Annotated in this window: 18 protein-coding genes; 8 read left to right on the top strand and 10 right to left on the bottom strand. The window is 46.9% G+C overall.

From position 1 onward, the window contains the following. Nucleotides 1–8: 8 nt before the first annotated feature. Nucleotides 9–1,484, top strand: a complete 1,476-nt coding sequence (locus GWR21_RS07235; RefSeq protein ID WP_162331079.1) for a leucine-rich repeat domain-containing protein — start codon at nt 9–11, stop codon at nt 1,482–1,484. A gap of 92 nt (nt 1,485–1,576) precedes the next feature. Here GWR21_RS07235 and GWR21_RS07230 read toward each other — a convergent pair whose 3' ends face one another. Both GWR21_RS07230 and GWR21_RS07225 read right to left on the bottom strand, forming a co-directional pair. Beyond that, nucleotides 1,577–2,248, bottom strand: a complete 672-nt coding sequence (locus GWR21_RS07230; RefSeq protein WP_162331078.1) for a YceI family protein — start codon at nt 2,246–2,248, stop codon at nt 1,577–1,579. Between the two features lie 317 nt (nt 2,249–2,565). Next, a complete protein-coding gene (locus GWR21_RS07225; protein WP_162331077.1) occupies nt 2,566–3,156 on the bottom strand; it encodes a hypothetical protein in 591 nt (196 codons plus the stop codon). Nucleotides 3,157–3,344: 188 nt separating this feature from the next. Here GWR21_RS07225 and GWR21_RS07220 point away from each other — a divergent pair, with 188 nt between their 5' ends. Further along, nucleotides 3,345–4,484: a BamA/TamA family outer membrane protein gene (locus GWR21_RS07220; protein ID WP_162331076.1), complete on the top strand. Its 1,140-nt coding sequence runs from the start codon at nt 3,345–3,347 to the stop codon at nt 4,482–4,484. Between the two features lie 71 nt (nt 4,485–4,555). Here the strand turns inward: GWR21_RS07220 and GWR21_RS07215 are convergent, their stop codons facing one another. Then, nucleotides 4,556–5,011 (bottom strand): SRPBCC family protein, encoded by a 456-nt coding sequence (locus GWR21_RS07215; RefSeq protein WP_162331075.1) that lies wholly within the window; start codon nt 5,009–5,011, stop codon nt 4,556–4,558. A gap of 582 nt (nt 5,012–5,593) precedes the next feature. Here GWR21_RS07215 and GWR21_RS07210 point away from each other — a divergent pair. Continuing rightward, nucleotides 5,594–6,937: an SWIM zinc finger family protein gene (locus tag GWR21_RS07210; protein ID WP_162331074.1), complete on the top strand. Its 1,344-nt coding sequence runs from the start codon at nt 5,594–5,596 to the stop codon at nt 6,935–6,937. A 20-nt stretch (nt 6,938–6,957) separates the two neighbouring features. Continuing rightward, nucleotides 6,958–9,882: a DUF6493 family protein gene (locus GWR21_RS07205; RefSeq protein WP_162331073.1), complete on the top strand. Its 2,925-nt coding sequence runs from the start codon at nt 6,958–6,960 to the stop codon at nt 9,880–9,882. Between the two features lie 111 nt (nt 9,883–9,993). On the opposite strand, the gene GWR21_RS07200 is transcribed toward GWR21_RS07205, so the two are convergent. From GWR21_RS07200 to GWR21_RS07190, 3 genes are all read right to left on the bottom strand, one after another. Beyond that, a complete protein-coding gene (locus tag GWR21_RS07200; RefSeq protein ID WP_162331072.1) occupies nt 9,994–12,552 on the bottom strand; it encodes an SEL1-like repeat protein in 2,559 nt (852 codons plus the stop codon). Nucleotides 12,553–12,637: 85 nt separating this feature from the next. Next, nucleotides 12,638–13,045 carry a hypothetical protein gene (locus GWR21_RS07195; RefSeq protein ID WP_162331071.1) on the bottom strand — a complete coding sequence of 136 codons (408 nt, stop codon included), beginning with the start codon at nt 13,043–13,045 and terminating at the stop codon, nt 12,638–12,640. 2 nt (nt 13,046–13,047) lie between these two features. Then, nucleotides 13,048–13,626 carry a suppressor of fused domain protein gene (locus GWR21_RS07190; RefSeq protein WP_162331070.1) on the bottom strand — a complete coding sequence of 193 codons (579 nt, stop codon included), beginning with the start codon at nt 13,624–13,626 and terminating at the stop codon, nt 13,048–13,050. 92 nt (nt 13,627–13,718) lie between these two features. Between GWR21_RS07190 and GWR21_RS07185 the strand changes: the two genes are divergently transcribed. Beyond that, entirely contained in the window at nt 13,719–14,423 is a 705-nt protein-coding gene (locus tag GWR21_RS07185; protein WP_162331069.1) for a membrane or secreted protein, read from the top strand. Between the two features lie 80 nt (nt 14,424–14,503). After that, nucleotides 14,504–17,674, top strand: coding sequence for a TonB-dependent receptor (locus GWR21_RS07180; RefSeq protein ID WP_162331068.1), 3,171 nt, complete (start codon nt 14,504–14,506; stop codon nt 17,672–17,674). Between the two features lie 77 nt (nt 17,675–17,751). Here the strand turns inward: GWR21_RS07180 and GWR21_RS07175 are convergent, their stop codons facing one another. From GWR21_RS07175 to GWR21_RS07165, 3 genes are all read right to left on the bottom strand, one after another. Then, nucleotides 17,752–18,261, bottom strand: coding sequence for an OmpH family outer membrane protein (locus GWR21_RS07175; protein ID WP_162331067.1), 510 nt, complete (start codon nt 18,259–18,261; stop codon nt 17,752–17,754). A gap of 168 nt (nt 18,262–18,429) precedes the next feature. Then, the gene (locus GWR21_RS07170) at nt 18,430–19,845 is read right to left on the bottom strand and encodes an alpha-L-fucosidase (protein ID WP_162331066.1); all 1,416 of its coding nucleotides are present in this window, start codon (nt 19,843–19,845) and stop codon (nt 18,430–18,432) included. 133 nt (nt 19,846–19,978) lie between these two features. Further along, nucleotides 19,979–20,554: a YceI family protein gene (locus GWR21_RS07165; RefSeq protein ID WP_162331065.1), complete on the bottom strand. Its 576-nt coding sequence runs from the start codon at nt 20,552–20,554 to the stop codon at nt 19,979–19,981. A 209-nt stretch (nt 20,555–20,763) separates the two neighbouring features. Between GWR21_RS07165 and GWR21_RS07160 the strand changes: the two genes are divergently transcribed. Beyond that, nucleotides 20,764–22,041, top strand: a complete 1,278-nt coding sequence (locus GWR21_RS07160; RefSeq protein ID WP_162331064.1) for an amidohydrolase — start codon at nt 20,764–20,766, stop codon at nt 22,039–22,041. 136 nt (nt 22,042–22,177) lie between these two features. Here GWR21_RS07160 and GWR21_RS07155 read toward each other — a convergent pair whose 3' ends face one another. After that, a complete protein-coding gene (locus GWR21_RS07155; RefSeq protein WP_162331063.1) occupies nt 22,178–23,671 on the bottom strand; it encodes a S8 family peptidase in 1,494 nt (497 codons plus the stop codon). A 467-nt stretch (nt 23,672–24,138) separates the two neighbouring features. Here GWR21_RS07155 and GWR21_RS07150 point away from each other — a divergent pair, with 467 nt between their 5' ends. Beyond that, a complete protein-coding gene (locus tag GWR21_RS07150; protein WP_162331062.1) occupies nt 24,139–25,032 on the top strand; it encodes a PfkB family carbohydrate kinase in 894 nt (297 codons plus the stop codon). Nucleotides 25,033–25,059 lie beyond the last annotated feature (27 nt).

The raw sequence follows: 25,059 nt of genomic DNA, 5'->3' as shown, positions 1-25,059 counted from the left end.
ATACCCGAATGTCCTACTTTACAGATATAGAAACCGCCGGTGAATATACTCACTCAATAAAGATCACCGACGACGACCTGTCTCTCCTGCATGATGATATATTTAAACGTTTCCCGAGGCTCTCTCAGTTGGATATCCGGTCTTCTAAACTGACTTCGCTACCATCGTCTGTTACGAGTTTACAGCGCCTGAGATATTTAAAGATCGCTAATCAGGAAATGGACCTGAATACTGAGTTGCCGAAGTTACGTGCGATACCGGGGCTGGCATTACTTGCGATAACGGAAACCAGCACCTTGCTGGAAGCAGATAGTCTTGCTGCACTGAGTGCGTTACAAAGCCTGCAGGTACCACTAAAAAATATACCTGACGTGGCAGATCTTGAACGTAAGCTGCCGCAGTTGCAACAACTGACGTTACGGGGAAGTGCATATGACCTTGCTACAGCGATTACACCAGCGCTGGCAAAGCAGCTAAGCCGGCTGGAACGGCTCAATCTGCAGACAGATTATCGATGTCGCAATGTACAATGGCCAAATAGGCTGAAAGACGCAATCCAGGCAGGAAAGCCAGTCAACCTGCTGCTGGAACAGAAATATATCTTCGGACGAGATAAGGAGATCAGTCAAAAGTTGTCCAGGTATAACATTCATATAACCAGAGATGAAAATGCGGCAGATGTCATGGCGGTTCTGAGCCCGTTGGCCATGCACAGATCCCCGCACTATATCAGAAAGGGCATTCCATTGATCACAGTGGATCATCTGCATGAGGTGATGCTGGACGAGGAGCAATATCCACTGAGAAGGAATACAGATGCTATGGTGAATCGTGCATTACTACGATCACTGATCAGCCGTAATACAGACGATTGTCTGAATGCCCTCTTACAGATAGAGCAGGAAGGCGCTAACAGGATCATCTTATCCGGATTGGCTGCTGTATGGCGTTCGCATCCCGACAGAACGATCCGTAAGATAGCAGGAGAATTGTATCAACGCTTCGGTTCATTCGATTTCAGGATATGGGCGAATGCGCATAATGCTACCTTTTTTGATACGCCTGTTTACAGGAATAAGTTCCTGGACCGTATGTCAGGTCATCCTGCGGTGGATAAGATTATTTTTATGCTGACAGCTGTCAGTATTAATGGTTATATTTTCGAAAAAGGTACAGTGCTTCCCAGCCGTCATAATGAAGTCAGGCGTAAAATGCCTCCCAGGATCTACGTGCCTTCTCTGGACATGTACTATAGCGATCTGGAAGATGTTCCTGAAGAAGCAGATATCTTCACCACGGTGGAGCGCTGGTCTTTTGATCACTGTAATGTGAATTGGGAGAAAGTGTTGGGCAGAATTGCCGCTTTACCATTTATAACCGAACTGCATGTTGAAGGAGTGGGCAGGGATTACTATCAGGCTTTGCAGCGATACGGCGGTTCCTCCATAGAGCTGTTGAGTAAAGGAAGGGTGACAGTACAATGAAAACAGGATTATAGCATCCGCCGTTCATAAACAAAAAGAACCGCCTGGTACAAGATCGTACCAGGCGGTTCTTTATAACCAACTGTAAGCAATTATTTCTTAACAGCTTTCAGGTCGAAGCCGATCTCAACTTCTTTGCTGATCACCCAGTTTTCAGGGCTACCTTCAGTTTTATAGTTGATACCCCAGGCAGTTCTGTCGATGATGAACTTTGCTTTAGCAGTAACGTCGCCTTCAGCGATAGTTACCTGTGCAGGGAAAGTGATGTTCAGGGTGCTGTCCTTCAGGGTCAGGTTACCGCTGATCAGGTTAGTAGCGCCAGGCAGCAGGCTTTTTTCTTTCGTGCTGTCATAAGCGGTTACACCTGTAATAACGAATTTCGCAGTTGGGTGGTTAGCCGCATCAAAGAAATCCGCGCTTTTCAGGTGACCATCCAGATCTGTAGATTTTTTGTCTTTTTCAGTAACAGAAGCTGGATCTGTCGTCAGGCTGTTCAGGTTTACTTCAAAACTACCACCGGTCAGTGCTCCGTTCTCAACGTTCAGACTACCGTCAGTAACTTTGATGGTACCAAAACGAGGCGCGAAACCGCCTTTGTGAGTAGCGCGCCATTGAACAGACGTAGCAGTAGTGTCAATAGTGTAAGCTACGCCGGTGGCTGCAGCTGCTTCTTTCTTTTCTTCGGTTTTCGCCTGATCAGTAGAGGCGCCACCACAAGCTGCCATAGTCAGCAGCAGGATAAAAGCAGGTACTGTTTGCTTCATAGATGTCTAAATTTAATTTAATTAGTATATATAAGCCTCTAAATTAGTTAATTGTATTCAACCAACAAGGGCGATGAATGAAAAAGGAACATTTAACCGTCAAAAATGCGATAAGATATGGTCAAAACAACTGTGTAGGGGGCAGCTTATCACCTATTGCCTTATCGGCTGTAGTTAACGCATCATAGTGTGCCTGTATATCATTGTTCGTGTATCGGTTGTTACAATACCCACATGTGCCCTGCCACAGTTTGGGAATATAAGGTAGTGATTTTTACACTTATATAAGGAAAATGCTGTGTAAAAGAATGATCGAATCAGCACCCGTATCCCAGAAAGGGAGATATGCGCACGCCCGGTATATTACTTTGCTCCAGTGCTTCTTTCAGTTTCCGGGTAACAGCCAGCGATCCGACCTCCACCCATACCCGTTTTACGGAAGGGTCTGCGTTGATAATATCGACGCAGTTATATGTTTCCTTTGATGATACCTTATAGTAGCCGGATCTATTGCTTTCTGAAGGACGATCATAGATCGTCACCGGATGGACATCTACCTGTTCTACGAAATAAGGTGCAAGGAATGTTATCAGGTCTTCCCTTACGATAGTATATACTGGCGAATGCAGTATAGGTCCCCATATACCCTGTTGAATCGTTCGGAATGTATCGTCGGGCGTTTTGTATAAATGCATCGTTTGTCCCTCACTATCAACATGCCATATACCAAACTTGTCCTCATTTTCAAACAGGTATTGCGGCCATTGTATGTCATCCTCTTGTTCTTCTTCTATGGGATTTATGTTCATCGTTTTTGTGTTTCTTATTGCCGGATACATGATCGTATCTTTTACTGCTCGTCGTCCGGAAGCAAAAGAAAGGAGCAGTGTCTTTTTTGTGCGGATCATTAGCAGATAATGGTTTGTGCCACAGTCACAGCGCTTAAACAGGTGTCATATGCCAGGGGCACCTATCCAACTATCGTTACGGATGAATGGTCGCAAAATTATCAAAATCAATGTAGAAAATATACAATACTTATGGCTGGTAAGCGGAAAATTAAATATTTTGGCCCTTTTTATGCATAACTTTCCGCATGAGACCTATTATTGCGACTACCTGCTTGCTGCTGTGTTCAACCTTCACAGCGGTAAGGGCACAAACTGAACAGAATGGCTGGGTGAACCGGCAGCTGAACAGATTTTTTAATGATACCACCTCCGCAGCCGAAAAGAGTTTTCGTATTTATCCAACCCTGGGGTATGCTCCGGAAACCGGTATTGAACTGGGAGCCTCTTCTCTCTGGCTATTCCGTGCGAAAGGTGATAGTACGAACCGTCTCAGTGAAGTACAGGCATTCACCTTTTTTACTTTCAAAGCGCAGTATGGACTGTGGATAGACAATGCTATCTACGGAGATAAAGATAAATGGTTCTTCCTGGGGCGAACACGTATCCAGCGTTTTCCCCTGTTGTATTATGGTATAGGGCAACATACAGAAGGAGAAAATCCTGCTGTAGTCGATGCCAATTACATATTGCTCAGACAGCGTGTATTACGGAAAATAAGCCGCAACCTGTTCTTCGGCCCCGAAATAGATTACCAGCATCTATACAGTGTGGACTTTAATCAGCCGGAAGAAGGAGAGCACCATCTGCTACCTGCCGGTAGCAATGGTACGACGAACCTTGGATTTGGTGCAGCATTGGTTTACGATAACCGTCATAACGTACTGAATGTACGCAAGGGCTGGTTTGGCGAATTATCTTATCTTGGTTATCATCCTTCATTTGCCAGCGACTTTCAGTTTGGCAGCGTCAACCTGGATGTGCGTGCTTTCCATCCAGTAAAAAAGAACAACGTTTTAGCCTGGCAGGTACTGGGTAACTTCATCAGCGGAAAGGTACCATTCAATCAGCTCGCATTAATGGGAGGGGATATGATGATGCGTGGTTATTACCAGGGCCGTTACCGCGATAAAAATATGCTGGCAGCACAGGTAGAATACCGGATGTTGCCATTCTCTTTCAGTAAACGATTTGGTGCTACGGTCTTTGCTGGTACGGCGGCTGTCGCGCCGGAGCTGAAAGCTTTTCAGCTGGATAAAACACAGTTTGCAGGAGGGGCAGGACTACGTTATCTCCTGTTCCCTAAAAAGGATATTTTCCTGCGACTAGATGTAGGTATGACCAGGGAAGGTCCTGGTTTTTACTTTTTTACCGGAGAGGCATTTTAGTGTACATTTCAGACACATACAACGCATCAGCAGGCAGCATGTCTACAACATAGATGCCTGCTGATGACCGGTTATTTCCTGGAAGGAAATTTATCTGCTATCAGGTTCAGATTGATACCATATTCCATATAGGCTTTTAATCCATCCAGCACAGTTGTAAAGCCTCCGGTCAGGTCAATGATCTCCCGGATCAGTGCCTCACCCTGTTTTTCAAATCCATAATTCCTGATCACTATATAGGTATGCCCATCTGCTCTTTTGGTAAAAATAAAATCTACCGCTGTCGCCGGTGATCCCCAGGTAATAGCGATCAGCTCATCTGGAATAATATCTACTACGTGGACCTCCGTAGATACATTATACATCTCCCATTCCCATATAATAGTTGCTCCCTTTTCCAGTTTACCACTGCCTTTGGTAAACCAGAAGTGTCGTGTCTTCCCGGGATCAATAAATGCATCAAATACTTCACTGGCAGGTTTCCTGATCAGCATCTGTGTCTCAATACATGGACTCCGTTCATTCATAGTATTAGTTTGTGGTTATAAGTATCTGATTATAGCGTACTTACTGAAAGGTATCCATTTGCCGGCAAACTAATAGGCAAATGTGCTTTTGACGCTACCCGGGTGGCCAGCAACTGGAATAGGAATAGAAGTAAAATCTTAATTGATTGTAAGATAACTTGTTAGTGCTACTGTTGGTGCCCGGTGGCAGGTATTGGTAAATTTTTTTTGAAAGGAGGACTCCTCATCACTGCTGCTGTTTGCAGGCGAGGTAAGCCGGATGCCCGTTTTTATCATGCTTATAATATAACTCATTGTTTTACAACAATTGGTATGCCCGGTAGCTGAAATAGGAGTAAATGCCTTTTCAGCCACCGGGCATGCTTTTTTCGTGACATTTCATGTCTTTTTATACTGGCGTTCCCGGGTACCCGGTACCCGCTGTATATCCCCACTATACCGTCCTTAGGGCTAAAACGACATTTCCGCAGGCAGGCAAATCGCTTCCTGATCAGGGTCTGGTGAGGGCATAAATGGGAGGACGGGTGTCTGAAAATTGGCGTAACGGGTATATCTTTGCCCCCATTTATCGGAACCCGGATCATGAACGATACCCTTATATACGACTATCACTATCCTTCGCAGTTAAAAAGGGCTGTCAGTGGAGAAGAGCTGTTTCTGTCACAATATAGTGAGGTGGAGAAGCGCGAAGCTCCCGTGTATTTCCAGGGAAGATTGCAGCAACCGTTCATTACGGCCCGCTGCCTGCTGACCCTGTCCAGGGTGGTACAGTCCAGCTTTAATATGTCAGCAGCTGAACTGTCGCAGCTGAAAGATCCGGTAGTGACCGCGGGTAACGAAAGGTTACGTTTTGAAGGTTTTTCCCATTGTGCGGGTGTATATGCGAGACTGGACATTTTGCCGGATGGCCACGAAGGTACGTTCCCTGAGGCCGGTACGACGAATGTGGACTTTAATCAGCCTATGCTGACCTCATTGAACAGCATCACGCAGGGACAGACGGTCTCACTCTCTGTTGGCAGCAGGGAAGTGATGCTTGAGGCCGGCAAACAAAAGATCACGGAGCGGAAGGTGCCGCTGCCGGTCAGATGGATCAAAGGGTTCGCCAGTGTACAGGTATGCCTGTCTGAAGCGGAAAGGGTGCATACCTTTAACCGCGTACAGGCGTTACAACTGTTTCAGAGTATACCTAAAGGAAGTGTAAAAGCTGACCACTACCTGACTGTCCGTGGTGGGAAACCGGTTTTCTCGCCGGTAAAAGGACAACAGGCAGTCTGCGTAGGTGGTGTACACCGCCTGCGACTGATCGAGCTTTTATTGCCCCTGGCAGATCAATTGCGTGTATACGCGCATCCTGCCATGCAGGCTACCACCTGGCAATTATATTTCGGAAGCATTTGTTTCACGCTCTCGCTATCCCGGGAAGCATCGAGGGGATTTTCCGGTGAAGGGGCTGTACTCGACGCCCTGATCGCGGATGTCCCTGATGCCTGGATCGAGGCGGTCGACAAATACAGTTATACCAATCAGACATTTAATCCAACTATGCTGGCAGTGAATGAAAACATCCCGTTCCCAGTAGCCGACAATGTTACCGCGAAGCTGGCCGCTATGGGATTACTGGGATTTGATACTGATGAGAACAGCTTTTTTTACAGACGTTTGCCTTTTAAATTAAACCGTATCCTTAGTTTGCACCCGCGCATGAAAGATGCAGAGAAGCTGGTTTCAGAAAAAAAGGTTGTCATCATCAGCAATGATGGTCTGAAAGTAGACGCAAGAGTGGAAGGCAGTGGTGTGACCCATACAGTTTTACTGGATGAGAAACAGGAGAGGTGCACGTGTACCTGGTACAGCCGTCACCAGGGAGACCGCGGCCCATGTAAACATGTATCGGCAGTTAAAAAATTTATTTCAGGCAATTGATACGCCTATTAAACGAACGAATGAACATTATGACTATTCAGGAGCAGTTATCCCATATCGTATCGACTACCGCTTCAAATAAAATTATTCCGTTTCTGAAGTCCCTGTCGCCCGACGAAAGAAAGGCCATGGTACCAGAACTGAAAAGACTATCCAAATTCTACAGTGAAACGATCACTGATGATGAAAACACCTTTCGCTCCCGTGGTACCGAAGAACATTGGGCAACACTGGCACCCGCCTTCTTCGTATGTTACGACAGAAAAGCATTTGAAAAGACATGGCTTGGGGGCAACTATATCCTCCGGGAAGATGTGATTTACACCTTGCTGGCATTTTACACACCCGACTGGTTTAGCGACTATATTAACGGACTGGCCAACAGGGATTACATTCCTATCAGCTATAGCTTCCTGATGGAACTCGCTGATAAAGGCTATGTACAACCCGGGCCGGAGATCATTGCCCGGACAATTCCCTATGCAAACACAGTTACCAAGAAGGCAGGACGCATCTTTTCCCTGGCACCCCTGGAGGAAAGGCCGGTAACGCTGGATGAACATATCTGGTACCTGTTTTCGTATGAAAATCCGATCAATTCAGCTAAATGGACAGGGAATCCTGCTCATAAACACCTCAGCTGGATGGAAGTATTCAAGAGATATGCCGATGCGGGCCGCCTTAGCAGAGAAAGATTACTGAAAGAATCCCTTGCTGCTTCTGCCCGGAATTTTAATAAACTGTTGTCAGGTTGGTTTGTAGACCTTTTCAATTATCTGCAACCTACCGACGAAGAAATCTCAGGCATGCAGCCGGAGCTGATCGCTGCATTGTCCTCCCCGCAAAGTAAGGCCCAGTCCAATGCACTCAGTGGACTCCGTAAACTCATCAAACAACCTACATTCGATATACCTGCATTTCTGCAATACGTGCCGGGATTATTGTCTTCTTCGACAAAAGCAGTGCAGACTGCCACACTGGGCATATTACAGAAACTGGCCAGGGCCGATAAGCACCAGCGAACTGCTATCTGTCTGGCAATTACCAATACATTTATCAGCACGGATAATGCTACTCAGACTAAAGCTGCGGAGCTGATCGTCGCTTATGGCGACAGGGCGTCTTCTGTGCTATCGGACGCTATTATTGCCGTAGAAGGTTCCTTGCTGGCCGGCCCTAAATCTATGCTACGTCCCTGGTTACCGGAAGAGTTGCATATAGAGGCGAGTCTGCAGGACCTGGAAACGCCGGCAGATACTTCCCTGCTACAGCAGGAGAGAAGTATCGCTCTCCCTGAAAGTGCGGAAGAACTGATCTTCCTGATCAGTCAGGCAATGGAAAACAAAGAGCACTACCACTTCGAACAGATCATTTCAGGCGTACTGAAACTCCATACACACATCACCGCCGCACATATATCACAAATGGAGCCTGCTTTCCAGCGGGCATTTAAACTGCTGTCCAGTGGAATGACCGGTAATGCCGGCCTGTTGGACGATCTCCTGGCCGTTTTCCTGATAGAGTACGGATTTGTACTGGAAGATACCTATCCTGCCGAAGCAGAAGGCTTCCGTAAACTGTATGAGAAGAGCATGCCAAAGAGCAGGGAGAAACTGATCGAATGGTCCCGTAATAAGCTACGTGTGTTACTGGCAAAGGGCTGGACACAGTCAGATAACCTATCACACAGTTATGAGGTATATCACCAGCTGGTACTGACGGCTATTCAACAGTTACAACAGCAACAGTATCTGCCGCTTTTATCTATGCCGACCCATGTCGGAGGCTGGATAGATCCTGTAATACTGGTAGAGCGGCTGCTGGCTTACCAGTCAGCAGAAGTAACGCCTGGCGTAATGGATCTTCAGGTAGCTATTGCCAGGGTCGTACTGGAAAATACGGAAGATGCCCTGACCGCAATTGATGGCTTGACGTCCGAATATAAAAACCTCATGCGTTTCCTGCTCGAAGAGAATGCGATGCCGGCCGGGCCATTTGACACCCAGTCTATATGGGTGATGGCCGGCCTTCGAAAGTCGCCTGACACGATATATGACGCCTTCCGTGCCTTCCCGTATGCCACCATTCACCGCGCTTATCTCACAGGACAATTCGGATGGACTACACGGATTGAAACATACCAGGCATATGGCAGCTTTAATCAGGATACCAGAGAATACGACCGCTATGAAGACCAGCGTTCCGTGCTGCGGATCATTTTCCCTGCAAGTCCTAATGTAAAGGTCTCTGAGCGTAGTTATGGAGGTGAAAGTATTGTCTACAATGGGGTTCATACGAATCTGCTTTTACCGGAATACATGAACATGGGTAAACCAGCTCTCATCGACCATGATATACTAAGACTACTCTCCCTGTCACCGGCCAATCCTGATATCCTGCTGACACACTTTATCAATAATGCTATGACCAGCTCCGGACTGGATGAGGTGCCGGAACGAAAAGCGACCCTGCAGCTGCTGGAAGCGCTGAATCTCATAAAACCTGTCTTCCAGGAAATCACTTATCTCTTCCTGGCAACGGCCATGTTAAATGCGGATGCCACCAACCGCTTTATGGCTACGGAAATATGGGTAGACCGGGTCCAGTCTGATACGATCGATAGTGAAAAGCTGGGTGAGGTGATAGGTACCCATGAGCAGACGGAGTGGGCACCGTTGAAAAGAATGACCGACCTTGTAACAGGCCGTATGCAGAAGATCAGTACACGTCATAACAAGGCGCTGGAGCAGTTGTTGATCGCCTGTCTGGTTAAATTGCCTGTAGCGGGTATTAAGGACCTGAGAAAGCTACTTGAATCCTTCCATGAAGTACTGGTGATGAATGGCGCCAATGTAAAAGAGAATGAGTTGCTGACGGAGAAGCTGAATGAATGGAAGAACTCAGCCTCATTGAAGAAAGTGACGGCGGCTATCCTGAGCCTGTAATAAAAATTATGTCTTCTGAAGCTGCCTGATAAACGAGTACCCCCGTTTCCAGGGTATCTTTGTCAAGCAACTTCAGCAGACATGATGACCCATCAATGACCTTTCCTCAAACTAACGTATTCCATCCCACAGGAACCGGAATTTCTCCCGGTACTCCTCTGCATAGTATACCCCCGCATCTTTAGCCGCATCCAGATGCATGCGTGCCTTCGCTGCATCATAGCAGGTTTCCGTCAGGTATACCATCGCCAGGTCGACATGTGCCTGTGGCCAATCATCAATGGCTTCATACAACAGGGTCAGTGCCTTCGCCAGATCGACCTTTACGCCCAAACCGTCCATATACAGGCAGGCCATCCGCCATTTTGCGAATGTCGTGCCATTTGCGACAGCCGTCTGATAATGATAAACGGCCTGTTCATAGTCGTTCTTGGTTTCGTAGATATGGCCGATGACATGGGACTGGTCATCTCCGTATGCAGTCGCTTTGGTATACCATGGGAGTGCCTTGTCAATGTCTATCATGTTAAATTCCGGTTTATAGTACATGTCGCCCAGGAAAGCGAAGGCATCAACATGCCCTGCATCTGCAGCTTTCTGAAACCAGTGAAGCGCCGCCGGTACATTTACAGGTGTGCCTCGGCCATAAGCATAGCACAACGCCAGATTAGACATGGCATAAGGCTCATCCATCTCAGCTGCCCGGGTATAATAAGCGAATGACTTGTCTGCATCTGCATAAGCTGGTACAACTTCATAGATATGCCCAATATTGGTATATCCTCCTATATACCCTAATTCAGCTGCCTGCTGGAAAAGAGCGATTGCTTTCTCATAATTCCCGGCGTCGTTGTGGTCCTGACCTTCTTCGTTTAACTGTAATGCCTTTTGTGCGAGTTCAGCTACCTTGTCCAGGCGCTGAATTTCTTTTTTGGAGTACCAGTCCCGTGTAAAGGGATCCGATTCTTTAAAGGCCTCTGTTGACGTCAGCTGACGGGTAGTGCCATCTTCTCTGATCACTTTCACCCCTTCCGTCTGGAACCCCAATGCTATTCCGTAGGGTAAATATCCCAGTTTACTATTTATACTGGTATAGGACGCCTTGCCAAGGATCTCTCCCTCACCATTCACCAGTCCCCATAATTTGTTTTCTTTGTAGGCTAGGATACCAGGCTTCAGCCATTTGAAGTCCTGATAGGCAACAGGTAGTATCCATTGATTTTTCGGGCTCACCCCAAATAATCCTGCTTTTTTATTTTGTTTGACAACCGCGTATAACGCGCTATCCGCTCCGCTATTTACATCTCTCAGTGCCGCGATCTGCTCATACTCACAAGGTAAGATCCAACCGGTATCTGGTGCATACAGGCCTTTTCCAGCCGCCGATTCAACGATCAGCGCATTTAACAGGTATTCCGGATATATCTGCCGATAACCGTAGTCCAGCAGCATATTGGCCTGCTCGTCAAACAGCGCGCTATGATCGTCTTTAGTGACGATATAATACTGCCCGAAGCAGTTAATAGCAGTAACGGGCTCCGTTGTCAGCTGTTTGAACTGATGAGTGTAATAAAGTAGTTCACCGTTATGCGTGGTGATGGCGTAATACGTGAACCGGCTATCATCGACCGCTGTGATCTCCTGTACATCCTGGAATGGAAGCTGTTCATTACCTTCCATGTCGATAATCCCCCATTGTCCGTTTTGCTGCACGGCCACATAGGTATCGGAGAGGATATGTCCGTCCTCATAGATAGCCGATATGATGAATGTACCGCTGGTGTTGATAATGCCGAATTTTCCATTGCTGACAACTGCCGCCCGGTCATGCTCAAAATCAAAGGCATCATCAAATAGACAGGGGAGTATTTCTGTTCCTGATCTGTCGATATAACCTGCTTTTCCGTTTCTTGTAACTACAGCGAGGTCTGCACCATACGGAAAAGCATATATGTCGGTATAAATAGCAGGTATCACGATGGCGCCATCCGGATCTTTTAATCCTTTCAAACTTCCTTCTTCGAATATTACCAGCGCCTCTTCGTCACCATTCAAAACGGATGAAAGTACCTCCCATCCATAATTGTAAAGAGGGGCGTTCAGTAGCTCCCGGAAGGTTTTATAATAGCTGCCGCCTTCTGAGAAGTAAGGCGCCTTATCGAGTAAGGCAGGATCATCTGCTTCGATAGCCGCAACAATAGCGTTGTTATTTGACTGAATGTATGCCAGCAGGGCTTCAGCCTGCTCTGCGTGTGGGTCGCCGGACATATTGAATACATCCCAGGCATCCAGGTAGAAAGTCGCATGGGTGATCTTTCTTCTAAAGTAGTTAAAGATCTTTTTCTTTGCCTGCTGGAACGCGGCAATATCCTTTATCAGGGCATGCTGGTGCGTTTCGATGAACGCATACAGGTCGTGAAAGGCTTTGGCACCAGGCCAGAGGGGGGCATAAACTCCACCATCTTCAGGATTATAAACGTTAGGGGCGATGGTGGTGGGGCCGGCAAAAAGCGGATGAAAGAATAGCGGTAGCTCATATTTCCACTCCATCATCAGTTGTACATGCTCGTTGCCCGTGCCGTATACCGCCAGCGGCAGTGTTCCTGCATCAGCTGCCGTGGTAGTAACTGGTGTATAATCCAGGTTATACAAATACATCCTATGTGACATGATCTATCCGTGCTTTGATTTTATACAGACAAATGTATAGGAAAATGTTTTTAGACGTGATCCCGAAAATCGGGTAGTTTTTATACTATTTGCGGGGTTTATCCTGCGCTAAGGCGAGCTGCATAAATTGTTCTATCTCATCTATCATTTCCTCTGTAAAACGTTCTCCTTCTTCACCTACTACAAAGGCATCCAGTGCAGCCGCGATCTGTAGCGTTTTTCGCATCACAGGCGGGTCCGCTTTCGTACGGACGGTCCCATTATGATAGGCAAACCATGGCTGCATGGCGCGTTCCGGATTCCCCGGATAGCTGAGCCAGTGACAGAAGCCGGGTGCAGGCTGGTTGATAAAAGGATCGTGATTTATGAGGTCCAGTTCTGCATCGCCTGCTGCACATGCGTTCCATTGTTCTAAGGTGATATAGCCAGGGTGCGTTGCATCATAGTCCGTTCCCCGTTCTTCCGATCTTGTAATGGTGAGTTCATATGTCATAGTTATAAGGTTACTTTATTTCTGTTAACACTGTAGTTATCAAAATCCGCATGATGCCAGAACTCTTTCAGTCCCATCTTTTCATATGCTTCGATCTCTTCTGCATAGATCGGATATAATCCTGCAATGTTGATCTTATAATCAGCACCTATTTCTATGTCCGTATAATCTTCCCTGTCCAGTATACTTGGCGCAAACACAAGGAACGCGTCCATGCCGGAATCTTCGCTGATCGGCGTACCGAAGTTAATCGTTTGTCCATACAGGAATGGACAATCTCCCCGCAGTTTGCCGGCAATATAAGCGCCGACATGCGCCCAGGAATCATTAGCCGAAGCCACACATACACACAATTCCGGACGGCCCAGTTTCCAGTCAGGATGTGATGCCAGTGACAACCCGTAAGTAAATGCAGTGATGTATCCTTTTTCAGGAATGTCCCGGTATACGATCGCAGTGACAGCAGGAAGTCCGTCTTCCGAACTGTTTTCACTATAAAATTCAGGTTCAGTCTGGAATAGATTATCCAGGTGTGCAAGGTACCGTGCCGCCGGATTGTTGGCTGTTGATTGGTCTGTCATCAGATATTTATTGGATGGGCGTCAAGATAGGTTTTTTTCTTTTACTGAAGCAAATGTTATGGTGTACATTTAGGATATAAAATCCACCAGTTATGAAAACGATCATCCGCTCTTTGTTCCTAGTCCTGCTGACCATTTCAGCAATCGCACCTGCCTATGCGCAATCACCTGTTATTGGCGCCTGGAAAGCCTTCTCGGGTAATAATACTTCCATTATGCTGATCACCAATGGTTATTTTACCATCACTTCCTATGATGCGTCCGGTTTTAAAGCTACCCTGGGTGGTACCTGGGAAGGGACGAGTGACAATGGCGGTACCACGCACATTGAATTCAATTCCGCTGATTCTTCTCAGGTAGGCACTAACCCCGATGCCACCGTTAACTTCGAAGGGGATGATCTCACGCTGACTTTAGGCAATGAGAAGATGACGTGGACAAGAATAGATGACGGTAACAGTCCGATGACAGGCGTATGGCAGATCACCGGAAGGGAGAATAATGGTACAATGAATGTCATGCAGCCCGGCTACAGAAAAACCATCAAGGTCCTCACCGGTACCAAATTCCAGTGGATCGCGATGAATACGAAGACGGGCCAGTTCTTTGGAACAGGTGGCGGCTCTTATACATTTGAGAACGGCGTATATACAGAAAAGATAGAATGGTTCTCAAGAGACAACAGCAGGGTAGGTGCTACCTTAACATTTAAAGGTGCTGTTACCGGCGATAAATGGGATCATAGCGGCAAGAGTTCCACAGGTGATCCTATCCATGAGGAATGGACACGCAGATGAGTTTGCACCTAATATGAAATCTGTGTTAATAACCCACGTTCGTATTGCATGACGATAGGTACACGTCTATTTTCGCGCTTATGAAACCTATATTTGCCAGCATTACATTGTTGCTACTACTGTGCTGTTTAACTCACAAACAGCTGTTCGCCCAGACCACGCAGGCGTCCATCGCCGGCGTCGTTGCAGATGAAACAAAACAGTTGATTCCCGGCGCTTCTGTGCTTGTCCGGAATGAATCTACTGGTTTTAGTAGCCGGACCATTACAAACTCAAAGGGCGAGTTCTCCTTAAAGGAATTGCCGCTCGGTGGACCATACACCGTGACTATCTCTTTCGTCGGCTACAGTGAGCAGAAACTGACCGGTTATTCCCTTAACCAGGGAGACGTTATCAGGATCAATGTAGCCATGAGATCAGCGGCTGTAGGCATGAAGGAAATCACAGTTTCCGGTAATGCACTGAAGAACAAAACTGAGAACTTCGGTGCCGCTACCACAGTAACTGCACGTGATATTGCCCGCCTGCCTGTGAACGGTCGCAACTTCTCGTCTCTCATTGATCTCTCTCCTTTAAGTAATGGCAGTAACCTGGCTGGCCAGCTGGGCTCTTCTACCAATATTACGATAGATGGTACCAGTGCCAAGAACCCGACTTCGAGCAGTGGCACGAATACCCGTATCGGCGGACCGTACGCGTTGTCGATGGAAGCGATCAGGGAGTTCAAGGTGGTGACCAACCAGTACGACGTAACGTTCGGCCGTAGTGGTGGCGGTACCATTAGTACGGTAACCAAGTCAGGTACCAATACTTTTTCCGGCAGCGCATTCCTGTTTTACAGAGCCGATCAGCTCTCTTCTAACTATGACATCCGTGGTGCAAAGCGTGTGAATGATTTTTCTACCAAACAGTTTGGTTTCACCTTATCGGGACCAATCATAAAAGATAAAGCGCACTTCTTCGTAGCATGGGACCGTCAGGCGGACGCCCGTCCGTTACAACTGGCAGATATCCAGTCTCCCGCAGATGAGAAACGGCTGAACGTTACACAGTCTACCCTGGATAATTTTCTCACCATCGCCCGGGGTAAATACGGTGTATCCAATGACAGACAGTTCGGCTCTTTCGACAAGAAAAGAAGCACCGACGCGATCTTTGGCCGTATTGATATTCAGCTGAGCGAAAAGAGCCTCCTGACCCTGCGTGATAACTTTATCAGTGACCGTGCACCACTGGGTCGTGATGATAATAGTGCGATCAACCTGTATGAGGTATATGCGGATGCAAAGGCGATCAACAACAGTATCCTCGCTACACTTCGTACGGTGCTCAATCCGAGGCTCACGAACGAACTGAAGGTACAGCACCTGTATACATTCGAAGAGAGTTCTCCGGGTAGCCAGCTGCCGGCGCAGAATATTCCGCGTGCCATTGTGGAACGTGTACAGTCTAAGATCAACGATAATGATGTCTTCACGACTATACAGCTGGGCGGACAACGTTATTCTCCTGAGCATTTCTACAACCACGTCGCACAGATCGTCGATAACGTATATTTTAATACCAATAAGGCGAACTACACCTTCGGTGCTGACATCATGTACAGTCACATGAACTCTCTGTATGGTAGTGAAATGAACGGCCGTTTCTATTTCACCGGTCTGGATAATTTCAACAACATGAAGCCGTACCGGTATGCACGTGAAGTAGCCCTGGCAGATGACCCGAGCGTAAAGCAAAACATCATTGCGAGCGCCCTGTATGCGCAGATGCAGACCAAACTCTTTCCTGGTTTTGAAATGATCGCCGGCATCCGTGCGGACTACACTACTTACCTGAATAAGCCGAATTTCAATCCGGTAGTATACAGTGAACTGGGACTACGTACAGACCGTTCATTGAACACTTTCCAGATCCAGCCGCGCGTTCAGTTCAACTGGGATATCAATGAGAAACATACCGATTACCTGCGTTTCGGTGCAGCAATCTTTGGCTCTGATATCAACAACTATGCGATGATCAATAACATGTTGTTTGACGGTACAAAGGTACTGACGGTTGATCTGCAGGGTGAGAATGTACCTGCACCGAACTTCGTCGAGTACCGTAAGAACCCTAAGTCTGCACCGGGTAAAGAGCTGTTTGAGCAGCTGGGCCTGGACCGTCAGGGTACGATCAACATGAATGGTAAAGACGCCCGTATACCGGTAGTATACAAGGCGAATGTTTCCTATAACCACTTCTTCAATGAGCGCTTTAAAATGGGTATCACCGCGTTCATGACACTTGCCCGTAACAATTACATGTATGTAGACCGCAATATGTCGGATCAACCTTTATTCCGTCTGGCAAATGAAGGCAACCGCGGTGTATTTGTTCCTGCAAATAGTATTGACACCACCAATGGTGCTACTAACTGGATGAAGGGTCGTAAGAGTGATAAAGTAGGCCGTGTACTGGAGCTAAACAGTGAAGGAAAGGTGAACCAGTTTGCGTTTGTGATAGACGCTACCTACCGTTATTTCAGAGATGGGGAAATATCTTTCAGCTATACCTGGAACGATACCAAAGACAACACATCCTATAACGGCGACGTAGCCAATACGGCCACGCTGTCACTGATGGTGAAAGACGATCCGCGTGACCTGCGTACGATGTCTTATTCCGATAACCAGTTCCGTCATAAAGTGGTCTTCTATGGTACACTGCCTTCCTTCTGGGGCTTCAACGTCGGTATCCGTTATTCCGGTATTGGTGGTAGCCGTTATTCGCTGGCAGTGGGTGGTAACGTGAACGGTGACTTCGTTAACTCTAACGACCTGGCTTTTGTATTTGATCCGAAAGACCCTACTGTAGCAGAGAAAGTACGTAAGGGGGTCCAGCAGATCCTGGACAATCCGCAGGCAGCAGAGAGTGTGAAAGATTATATCAGAAAAAGTACCGGTAAGATCGCTGAAAGGAACGGCGGTGTAAATGGCTTCTATGGTATCTGGGATATGAGGATCGCGAATAAGATCAGGATCCATAAATCACAGTTCATAGAGCTGTCGGCCGATTTCTTTAACGTCGCCAATATGATCAAAAAAGACTGGGGTACGATTAAGACACTGGGTAAACAGAATATTTATTCGCTGGCCGATTTCGATCCCGATGCACGCGCGTATAAGTATAACGTGAATGTGAACTCCGGGGTGATCACGCCATCAGGTAATCCATGGCAGATCCAGTTTGGTATCAGATACGGATTCTGATCGGAAGATAAATACATGAGAAAAGGGCAGTCCGCTTACCGCGGCTGCCCTTTTAGGTTTACACAATGGATGAATGACTACTTAATACCGAGTTTCTGTTTTGCTGCGGGCATCAGATCCTCACAGGTAGCCGTTATAATAATATCTTTAGAATTGTCCAGTACACATACAAAACCTTTTTCAGCTGCCAGATCGGCGACTATTTTCTTCGCTTTTGTAATGATAGGCAGCGTTAATGCCTGTTCTTTTTCAGCCAGTCGTTGTTCCATGCGTGCCCGGTACTGTTCAATATTCGCTTTCGCTTCCTCCAGTTGCTTTAGTTTCAGTTCTTTTAAATCCGGCTTGAGCGTTGCCTCCATCTCCTGGTACTTTGCCACCTGGGTCTGAAAATCTGTGATTAATTCCCTGCCGTCTTTTTCCATTTCATTCTGATATACCTGCAATGTATCAAATGCACGTTTGGCTTCCGGCATACTGGTCACCAGTTGTTGCATATTGATATAAGCCATCTTCTGAGCAAATCCCGTCGCAGACACAAACGACAATAAGGCACATGATGCCAGCACAATAGTAGATTTCTTTAACATAAATTGGTTATAGGTGTTACGTATAGGTTACACTGTAAAAGTGAAGAAACGTATTCTAAAAAAAAGTTAAAGGATTGATAAAGGAACGTTAACTAACATTGTCCTGGTCGCACAAAAAAGGCTGCCCGCTTTTGACGGAACAGCCTTCGCTTGTGTATGTTTTGCGCACTATACACTAATTTTGAAAGCAGCAGCATATTTCAGGCCGCTGTTTTCCTGTATGTTTTTAGGTATGCGGATGGTCAGTTGTCCATCTTTCAGTGTCCATTGCAGTTTTGCTTTGGTACCTAAAAGCGTGATCTTACTAATCTTCTTTATATCCTGTACGGCGAAAGTGACGGTTGCCGGCAATTTCACGTCATCTGTTTCAGAGAGATAATAGCCATAGATGGACTGCTGGTCTTTGGATCGTGTGAAATACACATTCTTATCAGAATAAGGAGCTACTGGTGCAGAGCCGTGTATACCTTCTCCGTTGATGTCCATCCATTTACCCATGTCTTCCAGGCGTTTGTAGGCATCTGGTGCCCAGTCGCCCTTTTCACTCGGTCCGATGTTCAGGAGGAAGTTACCACCTCTGGACACGATCTTTACCAGCAGGGAGACCAGTTGACGGGAAGGTTTATATTCATCCCGTGGGCTATAGCTCCAGGAGTAACCCATGGTCATACACGTTTCCCATGGATAGGGCAGTGGTTTATCAGGGATAGACTGTTCAGGAGTGGTATAGTTTTCAAACTCACCCGGCACGGTCCTGTCTACTACGATCAGTCCCGGCTGATGCGTACGCGCCATCTTTACGATGCGGTGCATGTCCAGGCTTTGTTTGCCGTCCGGCCTTACCCAGCCGCCATCCAGCCACAGAATATCTACGGAGCCATAATTGGTCATCAGGTCCTCGATCTGGTTGTAAGTGTAGTCATTGAAACGCTGCCAGCGCTCAGGGAACTTCTTGATGTCATAGTTGACATGTTCATCTTTCGGTGGATAGTATTTCCACCAGAAGTCCTGGCTATGCCAGTCCGGTTTGGAGAAGTACGCGCCTATCATAAAACTGTCCTTACGGAAGGCGTTGAAGATCTCTTTGGTTACGTTAGCCCTTGGATTCTTTGAGAACGGTGTATTAGGACTTGTGATCTTATAATCAGTTTCTTTTGTATCGAACATGCAAAAGCCGTCGTGATGTTTGGTCGTAAATACCACATAACGCATACCGGCTGCTTTAGCGGCTTTCTCCCATTTTTCCGGATTGAATTCCACCGGATTGAAGTCATATTGCAGATGTTCATACGCCGTTCTGTATGTGTTGTAATCTTCACTATACGGGCCTTTTCTGACTACCCAGTCTACAGGACAGATACTCCAGCTTTCTACCTCTCCCCAGAGCGTATAGGTACCCCAGTGCATAAAGAGGCCAAAGCGCTGGTCCTGCCATTTTGATAGTTTTCTGATGACCAGCGGATCTGTTGGCGCCTGGTAATCCTTCGACATTTCATGTACCCCCTCTTTCTCCTGGGCTGATACCTGCTTCCCCATCAGCATGCATGTTACTAATAGTGGGAATACTCCTAATGATTTCCTCATGTATAGACCTGTTTAAATAAGTATTCAGTTGCCGCTGTAAGATCCGGAATAGATCTGTACACGGTACGCATATTTTAGCCGATGCTGATGAACTTTTAGCAGATTTGATGTGGAAAGCAGTAAAATGATTGAATTATTGCCTGAATGTAAGGTCGAAGTTGATCGTAACGATTTCTCCGGTAGTAAATTTACCGAACAGGAATGAAGGTGGGTCAATTTCGAAATCCCGCATGTCTATCTGCTTGCTACCCCTGATATTGATACTACGGTCTTTGTTAACTTTTGTTGCTGCCACCAGGTCAATATCCCTGGTTTCTCCTGCTACAGTCAGACTTCCGGTACAGGTGATCAGCGTGCCTTGTTTGGATACGGTCGCTTTGATCAGATTGAATGTGATAGTCGGATACTGCTTTGTTTTCAATGCCTTGTACGCAACAGCATCCAGCCCCGTTCGTTCACTTTTCAGGCTCTCTGCCGGCATCGTGAAATTAAGTAACGTCAGTCCTCCGAGCTCTCCGTCTTCATAAAATGTGAAGGTGGCATTACAGGCAATTTTAGATGTTTTCATCTCCCAGTCATGCATTGTAGAAGTACCCGCGATGGATAGATTAAAGTCGTTTCTCTGCTGATACTGCACCTGGGCAAAAAGTTTACAGGTAATAGGGTGGATAAACAACAACAGTGCGATCGATTTGAGTAATGTTTTCATAATTCTGTTTACTAAGATTTGATGCTGCAAATTAGCGGGCCGGGCTGGGGTGTATCATGACGGTCGTCAGTATGCCGGCTGATTATTACTTCCCGGACAACTGACTAAAATGAGTAGGCGCTTACGTGAGTCCAGTCGATATATCTTTATGCAGTTCGGCCGAAAAGCTATATTTTGTAGTTATCAATCAACCAAATCTGTCATTGCTTATGAAATCCCCGCTTATCACACTGTTAATACTAGCGCCCCTATTGACCACGGCACAGCTGAAAAACCTCGATAAACAGGTGGCTGGCGTCAAAGATTCAGTTGTCGCCTGGAGACGCTACCTGCATCAGCATCCCGAGCTGTCCAACCGCGAGTACCGGACAGCTGCCTATGTCGCTGCCCGTTTAAAAGCGCTTGGCCTCGAAGTGCAGACTGGTGTTGGCAGGACTGGTGTGGTCGCGCTGCTCAAGGGTGGTAAACCTGGTTCGGTAGTCGCCCTGCGGGCAGATATGGATGCATTGCCAGTATATGAAAGGGCGAACCTTCCTTTTAAATCTGTCGATACAGCCGACTATCTTGGTCAGCAGGTACCGGTTATGCATGCCTGCGGTCATGATACCCATGTGGCCATGCTGTTAGGCGCAGCCACCGTACTCACTGCGATGAAGAGGGATGTACCAGGAACGGTTAAATTTATCTTTCAGCCCGCCGAAGAAGGGGCCCCCGTCGATGAAGAAGGAGGCGCTCCCCTGATGATCAAGGAAGGGGTGATGGACAATCCAAAAGTGGATGCCATTTTCGGCATGCATATCAACTCCCAGACACCCGTCGGTACTGTTAAATTCAAATCAGGAGCAGAGATGGCCTCCAGTGACTGGTTTGTAGTAAGGGTGAAAGGCCGTCAGTCCCATGGCTCACAACCCTGGCACGGCATCGACCCGGTCGTTGTGGCCGCACAGATCATCCAGGGCTTCCAGACGATCGTGAGTCGTCAGGCCGAACTCACCAAGGCCCCTGTGGTGATCACCGTAGGGAAGATCCATAGTGGTGTGAGAAGTAATATCATTCCGGAGGAGCTGGTCATGGAAGGAACGATCCGCACGCTGGACACCCGGATGCAGGCGGATGTGCATGAAAGAATGAAGCTGACTGCCACTAAGATCGCGGAGGCTTCCGGTGCCATCGCTGAGGTAAGCATTGATACAAAGACCAAAGTGACCTATAATGACCCGGCCCTGGTAAAGCGAATGTTGCCTTCCATTGAGGCAGCTGTTGGTAAAGACAACGTGAAAGAAGCCGACTGGACAACAGGAGCGGAAGACTTTTCCTTTTATGGAGATAAGGCTCCTGCCTTCTTCTTCTTCCTGGGAGGGATGGCGCCTGGGCAGGACGCGTTAAAGGCGGCCGCACATCATACACCGGATTTCTATATTGATGATACAAAGCTGGATGCAGGGGTGAAGATCTTTTGCCAGCTGGTGTTTGATTATAAAAATTAGGAACGGGGGATCAGGAATCTTTTATAATAAATGTCTTACGGTAAATGAGGAGCACTCCTGGCATAATGCCAGGAGTGCTCCGTTATAATGCGGAAGACTATTTAAAATGAATTCCTGATTCCCAATTCCTGATTGATCAATAGCTTACTGCCTTACCTGCATTGATCTGTCCATTGCCAAAGAATGGATCTCTGCCAGGAGCGCCATAGTCGTTAGACGACTTGCGTAAGATCAGTTCAACCAGTATAGGATTGATCTTAGGGTATTTCCCATACAGCAATGCTACTACTGCACTTGCGTGAGGTGCCGCCATACTGGTGCCGGCAGACCAGCCATAGGAGTACTCATTGGTCGCTTCATCCCAGAAACCGATATTGAATATGAAATTGAACACATACTCATAGTAAGTGATACCGCCTACGGTCACGATCGACGTATTTAGCGGGAAGTCATAGTTACCGCCAGGCGCACCGTACGAGATGAAATTCTTGCCGTAGTTTGTGAAGATAGAAGGACGGTACAACGTAGTGTCAGGATTGATACCCCATCCCAGCGGACCGTTAGATGAGATGGAGATCACGCCCAACGCAGCAGCAGGATAGGTGATAAAGCGTTTTTCCGTGTCGTAGTCGTATGCATCGTTACCTGCAGCCGCTATTAATGTTGTACCGTGGAGGGTAGCATATATGGTCGCTCTGTTGATGGCGATGATCAGGTCTTTAACATCCCTGTCATATTGTACCACATAGTCATCGGAAGGATCGTCAGGCGTGCCGTTATCATCTGTATATGTCTTGCGTGGCAGTTCCCCACCAAGGCTCATATTCGCGACATCTGCACCATTTTTTGCAGCATAGAAGATACCATCAATGATGCCGCTGAATGGTCCGCTGCCTGCATCATCCAGTACTTTCACGAGGATCAGTTTTGCTTCAGGAGCTACGCCCACTACACCGGTATTGTCATCAAGCGCAGCGATGGTACCTGCAACGTGTGTACCATGGCTAAAGCCTTCAATACCGTGATACTGTACTTCTTCGCCTTCGATAAAGTTTTTGGTGCGGATAATGTTGGGCTTGATCTCAGGGTTTTCCAGCAGGAAGCCACCATCAAGCACTGCTACTTTAGCGCCTCTGCCACGATAGCCTTTCGCCCAGGCCTGAGGTGCTTTAACGGATTGAAGACCCCACTGGAGCGCGCTGAAAGGGTTTGTTGCCAGGGGATTGCTGCTTTTTCCATTGGCCAGTTTGTCTACCGGCCTGTTGGTACGGAATGTTTTTTCAGGTAAACGCCAGTTCAATACAACGTCTACTGCTACAGACTGTACATCTGGGATCTGTCTTGCTTTTTCGGGGAAAGTGGGATCGGGGGTCTGTACCCGGATCAAACCCAGTTCCTGGTTCGCTGACTTCAGTTTGAAGTTCTTTACACGCAGTTTGCTCAGGCTTTCCGTAATGCCTTCAAGTTTAGCGCCTTCTTTGGCAATGATGAGAAATCCTCTGTCCTGATGTTTTTGGGGGTTCAGTACGCCGTCACGAACGCGGAGGATCTTGTCGTCTTTTGTACAGGAGGCTACAGTCATCAGCATCATAATGGGGAATGCTAGGGCCAATAGTCGATTTCTTTTCATAGCGATTTTTGTTTAAAGATGATGGAATAGAAAAAATACAGAATAGAAGTACGGACTGGAAAATATCGAAATGGTGCTCTTTGGTTGACTTAATGCTAAATTGTAAAAGGGTTAAGTGAATGTAAATAAATTATTTAGAATTATCAATAACCCCGGGACATGTTTTTGACATAAAACTATCAGCATATTTGAATTACAGATAAAGTGTGGGGAACTGATATATAGATTTTTATTCCTCTGATGCTGCGGTGACCAGGGAGGGTATCAGTAATCAGTAGTTGGGTTAGCGTGAAAAGTGGGATAGCCGCCTTTCGCATAATATACCGCGTAATAGCCTTGCAGGTAACAGTATTTAGTGTGTAATAGGCTCATTACCAATACCTAATTCCTATTTCCCAATTTTTAAACATCTATTGACTATATTTGGCGATTATTTGGCTGGAATATTAATCAACTTAAGAAAGTACATGTACGATATTTGTTGTGTAGGGCATATCACGTTGGATAAAGTAGTGACCACGAAATCCGTGGTACATATGGCTGGAGGCACTTCTTTTTACTTTTCCAATGCCATCCGTCATATGGATGTTAAATACAGACTGGTAACCGCGCTGGCGGAGAGTGAAATGGGCACAGTAGCTGAACTGAGAGAGAAAGGAATAGAAGTAGATGCACTGCCCAGCAAGCACACTGTCTATTTCGAGAATATCTATTCTGAAAACCAGGATCACCGCACGCAGCGCGTATTGCAGAAAGCAGACCCTTTTACCATAGCAGCACTGTCTCACACAGAAGCGCGCATCTTTCACCTGGGGCCATTGCTGGCCGACGATATTCCTGTTGAGCTGATCAGGTCTCTTGCCTCCAGAGGTAAGGTGGCACTGGATGTACAGGGGTATCTGCGTAAGGTGGAAGATCACAATGTATTTGCGATCGACTGGCCTGCCAAACAGGAAGCCCTGCAGTATATACATACACTGAAAGCCAATGAGCACGAAATGGAAGTGCTGACAGGCCATAAAGATGTAAGAACAGGCGCCATGACACTGGCTGAATGGGGGGTAAAGGAAGTAGTGATCACCCTGGGAAGCATGGGCTCTGTGATCTATGCGGATGGTGTTTTTCACCGTATCCCGGCCTATGTGCCAACCATGGTGATAGATGCTACCGGTTGCGGCGATACTTATATGGCCGGTTATTTATACCAGCGTAGTAAAGGTGCATCTTTCCAGCAGGCAGGTGAGTTTGCAGCGGCAATGGCTACCCTGAAGATTGAATCTTCAGGACCGTTCACCGGTGTTAAGCAGGACGTACTGGATCTGCTGGCTGCCAGTAGAGAGAAGATCTTTGCAGAACTCTAGGGAATTAGGAATCATAAATTGACTAAT

The organism is Chitinophaga agri (genome assembly GCF_010093065.1).
Lineage (GTDB): Bacteria > Bacteroidota > Bacteroidia > Chitinophagales > Chitinophagaceae > Chitinophaga > Chitinophaga agri.
Note: the sequence above shows the minus strand (reverse complement) of the source record. Positions and strands in the feature narration are given on the sequence as shown.

What these genes read in the sequence shown, in the direction of transcription:
- GWR21_RS07235 (WP_162331079.1), top strand. Translation starts at nt 9, where the DNA reads ATGTCCTACTTTACAGATATAGAAACCGCCGGTGAATATACTCACTCA.
- GWR21_RS07230 (WP_162331078.1), bottom strand. Translation starts at nt 2,248, where the DNA reads ATGAAGCAAACAGTACCTGCTTTTATCCTGCTGCTGACTATGGCAGCT.
- GWR21_RS07225 (WP_162331077.1), bottom strand. Translation starts at nt 3,156, where the DNA reads ATGATCCGCACAAAAAAGACACTGCTCCTTTCTTTTGCTTCCGGACGA.
- GWR21_RS07220 (WP_162331076.1), top strand. Translation starts at nt 3,345, where the DNA reads ATGAGACCTATTATTGCGACTACCTGCTTGCTGCTGTGTTCAACCTTC.
- GWR21_RS07215 (WP_162331075.1), bottom strand. Translation starts at nt 5,011, where the DNA reads ATGAATGAACGGAGTCCATGTATTGAGACACAGATGCTGATCAGGAAA.
- GWR21_RS07210 (WP_162331074.1), top strand. Translation starts at nt 5,594, where the DNA reads ATGAACGATACCCTTATATACGACTATCACTATCCTTCGCAGTTAAAA.
- GWR21_RS07205 (WP_162331073.1), top strand. Translation starts at nt 6,958, where the DNA reads ATGAACATTATGACTATTCAGGAGCAGTTATCCCATATCGTATCGACT.
- GWR21_RS07200 (WP_162331072.1), bottom strand. Translation starts at nt 12,552, where the DNA reads ATGTCACATAGGATGTATTTGTATAACCTGGATTATACACCAGTTACT.
- GWR21_RS07195 (WP_162331071.1), bottom strand. Translation starts at nt 13,045, where the DNA reads ATGACATATGAACTCACCATTACAAGATCGGAAGAACGGGGAACGGAC.
- GWR21_RS07190 (WP_162331070.1), bottom strand. Translation starts at nt 13,626, where the DNA reads ATGACAGACCAATCAACAGCCAACAATCCGGCGGCACGGTACCTTGCA.
- GWR21_RS07185 (WP_162331069.1), top strand. Translation starts at nt 13,719, where the DNA reads ATGAAAACGATCATCCGCTCTTTGTTCCTAGTCCTGCTGACCATTTCA.
- GWR21_RS07180 (WP_162331068.1), top strand. Translation starts at nt 14,504, where the DNA reads ATGAAACCTATATTTGCCAGCATTACATTGTTGCTACTACTGTGCTGT.
- GWR21_RS07175 (WP_162331067.1), bottom strand. Translation starts at nt 18,261, where the DNA reads ATGTTAAAGAAATCTACTATTGTGCTGGCATCATGTGCCTTATTGTCG.
- GWR21_RS07170 (WP_162331066.1), bottom strand. Translation starts at nt 19,845, where the DNA reads ATGAGGAAATCATTAGGAGTATTCCCACTATTAGTAACATGCATGCTG.
- GWR21_RS07165 (WP_162331065.1), bottom strand. Translation starts at nt 20,554, where the DNA reads ATGAAAACATTACTCAAATCGATCGCACTGTTGTTGTTTATCCACCCT.
- GWR21_RS07160 (WP_162331064.1), top strand. Translation starts at nt 20,764, where the DNA reads ATGAAATCCCCGCTTATCACACTGTTAATACTAGCGCCCCTATTGACC.
- GWR21_RS07155 (WP_162331063.1), bottom strand. Translation starts at nt 23,671, where the DNA reads ATGAAAAGAAATCGACTATTGGCCCTAGCATTCCCCATTATGATGCTG.
- GWR21_RS07150 (WP_162331062.1), top strand. Translation starts at nt 24,139, where the DNA reads ATGTACGATATTTGTTGTGTAGGGCATATCACGTTGGATAAAGTAGTG.